We start from the raw sequence: 2425 nt of genomic DNA on the forward strand, positions 1-2425 counted from the left end.
CTAAACGATGAACCTCGGTGAGTAGCTCCTCGATCTGTTCTTTCAGATCCGCATCGTCTTTGTAGGTGATGGTGAGGCCGTATTCACAGTCTCCGAGCTTTCGGCCTGAAAACTCTCGCTGAACCAGAGATTCAATATCTTCGTGTACCCGCTTTTTACCACGTACGAATTTGCTGTTATTTTCGACCAGGGCCCACAGACGGACGGGAACCGTCTGAACATCTGGCAGGGCAGGTGAGACAATCTTTGCTGTGCGCAGCCTTGCCTGCTGAACGGCCCGGCTGATTGTCGTGCGACTGCATTCAAGCGTCCGTTGAACGGTCGCCCATGAATTGCCGCTGGCAAGCATCCGATTGATGGCATCGTACCGGGTCTGGTCAGCTTTGCGGCCCTGATATTTCCCTGCTGCCTTGGCCGTGGCAATGCCCTGCCTCTGCCGCTCGCGGCGCTGTTCATAATCCCGCCGCGCAATTGCCGCCAGCATATCCAGAAGCATATCGTTAATCGCGCCGAACATGCGGGCGTCAAATTCATTGTGAGCGGGTGACAGGTGCAGCCAGGTCGTCGGCACATTGACGGCCACGATCCTGACTTGGCGCTCGCGCAACAGGGTTTTCAGCTTTTGCCAATCCCCTTCTTTCAAGCGAGACAGTCGGATTCCGCAGTGGACGCCGGAACAGGATAAATTTGCGTCGATGTAACTAAACCTAGGCCCCTGTTGGGTAGGTATTTTAAAATTAAGTCGTTGTTTTAAATATGTTGATATGGCCACAAAATCGCCGATGCCCGCAGTGGCCTGCAAGGTAAACCTTGAAGATTTTCACTGAACTGTGAATGCCCATCTCGCCGCTGGTTATTACCAACCGGCCCCGTTACGTTTACTCAAGATAATCTAATGGATCAAAATCCTTATATTCTCAAATCTGGTGAAGATAGCCCTGTACGCGAAGCGGCTTTAACCTATCTAGAAGCAGCAGAAGCATCTTACCAAAGAGAAGTACAGAAAACTGGTTGGCTCGCTAGGCCACATTGGTATGTTGTCCATCATCTGAATGTATTGGCGGCCGAACTTTTGTGAAATCGTTCCTGGTTACTGTTAGACATTCTCCCGTAACTAACGAAAGTGGCCCTGATGAAGAATGTTTTTTCACGCGTACGGTGACCACCATTTTCAGTTTGAACAGCTAGATCCGAATGAACGCCATTTATTGCCGCTGCAATTAACAGGCGAGCAATTTAATTTGCTGCTATCTATTTCAGAATGCAACAAAGCAAACTTTGAAATCAGCCGGGGTCGTTATCCTTATGAGGAAAGAAATGGTCGGACCGCATATCCGCTCGGAGATGAGGGGAGGGTCCTGGCCGAGAAATGGATTGACCTCGCACGGGGCACTTTCACAGTGTCATGAAGCACCCACCCACACGGGGAGCGCGGTATAGTCAAAGTGACGCCCGGTGAGTTTTCCCTCCTAAAAGGGTTTTTTATGCCGAGCGTTTCACCGGACGGCCACCCTTGCGACCGTTTTCGCGAGCAGCTGCGGCTTTTGCTGCTGATGTTGCCCGCCCAGCCTGACGAGCAAGGGCCTTTTTCATCCAGTCGTGCGTACCAAATATGCCAGAGACAAGCGCTGGAACGTAAAGATCGGCATCAAGCTTTGGCCAATGTAAATTGAAACCCATTCCATCAACTTCGACTGTTTCCAAATCGTCAGGGCTTGCCTCGCTCAAATCCTGTACGAGATAGGTGGGGAACATGTACGTGCAGCCATTTACGAGATCGACCGTCACGCGACCTGTCTTGCGGTCATAGCGGACGGAGAGCGCACGGGGCTCGGTTTCCAGCATCACTTTGCCGTTCGCTTTTGCTGCTGCAAATTCTGCGTCAGTTACCATGGATACGCTCCCACTCCTTGAGGAATTCATCGCGGCGGTTTTCGGTCTCGGCCATGAGCCGCCGTATGTCAGATCGTTTGATTCCTACAACCGCAACCAATTCCGGCTTGCCATCTGGGCCTACAAGATTGATTTTCGCCTGACCTGTTCCGGTAATGTGGATATGCGCTGGATCATGGTCAGCCGTGTAGATTACGAATCTGAAGCCGTATGCGCGGTGAATAACAACCATGGAATTAAAAATAACCTATCTGTTGGGTTTATTCAAGGTCCGTTAATAGAGCTAGGGCGTAGACTCATAAACTGATGCACCAGATGCGGACAGCGATCAGTTTGACAGCAGCAAGGAAATTGTCCGGGTTCTTGTCGTAACGCGTGGCGATGCCACGATAGTGTTTGATGCGATTAAAGAAGCGCTCGACCAGGTTTCTTTGGCGATATACCCATGGCGAGAACGCGAAGACGTCCTTACGGTTGGATTTGGGAGGAATATTGGCCCAGATTTTCCGTTCTGCTGTTGTCTTCCGGATCG

4 protein-coding genes and 1 pseudogene are annotated in these 2425 nt (G+C 51.1%); 1 reads left to right on the plus strand and 4 read right to left on the minus strand.

What is annotated here, in order from left to right; translation table 11 throughout:
- Positions 1-802: hypothetical protein (locus tag ACTJKP_RS26680; protein ID WP_440632805.1), on the minus strand; the 802-nt coding region annotated here is incomplete at its 3' end.
- Positions 803-895: 93 nt separating this feature from the next.
- Between ACTJKP_RS26680 and ACTJKP_RS26685 the strand changes: the two genes are divergently transcribed.
- Complete coding sequence (locus ACTJKP_RS26685) at positions 896-1078, plus strand: hypothetical protein (protein WP_440632806.1); 183 nt, start codon at positions 896-898, stop codon at positions 1076-1078.
- Between the two features lie 404 nt (positions 1079-1482).
- Here ACTJKP_RS26685 and ACTJKP_RS26690 read toward each other — a convergent pair whose 3' ends face one another.
- The 3 genes and pseudogenes from ACTJKP_RS26690 to ACTJKP_RS26700 all read right to left on the minus strand — a co-directional run.
- Positions 1483-1893 carry a DUF2442 domain-containing protein gene (locus ACTJKP_RS26690; RefSeq protein ID WP_440632807.1) on the minus strand — a complete coding sequence of 137 codons (411 nt, stop codon included), beginning with the start codon at positions 1891-1893 and terminating at the stop codon, positions 1483-1485.
- Positions 1883-2125 (minus strand): DUF4160 domain-containing protein, encoded by a 243-nt coding sequence (locus ACTJKP_RS26695; protein WP_440632808.1) that lies wholly within the window; start codon positions 2123-2125, stop codon positions 1883-1885. The genes ACTJKP_RS26690 and ACTJKP_RS26695 overlap by 11 nt, the downstream gene beginning before the upstream one ends.
- A 64-nt stretch (positions 2126-2189) precedes the next feature.
- A pseudogene (locus tag ACTJKP_RS26700) lies at positions 2190-2425 on the minus strand (IS5/IS1182 family transposase); the annotation flags it as partial.

The organism is Brucella sp. 22210, from assembly GCF_052045675.1.
Taxonomy (GTDB): domain Bacteria; phylum Pseudomonadota; class Alphaproteobacteria; order Rhizobiales; family Rhizobiaceae; genus Brucella.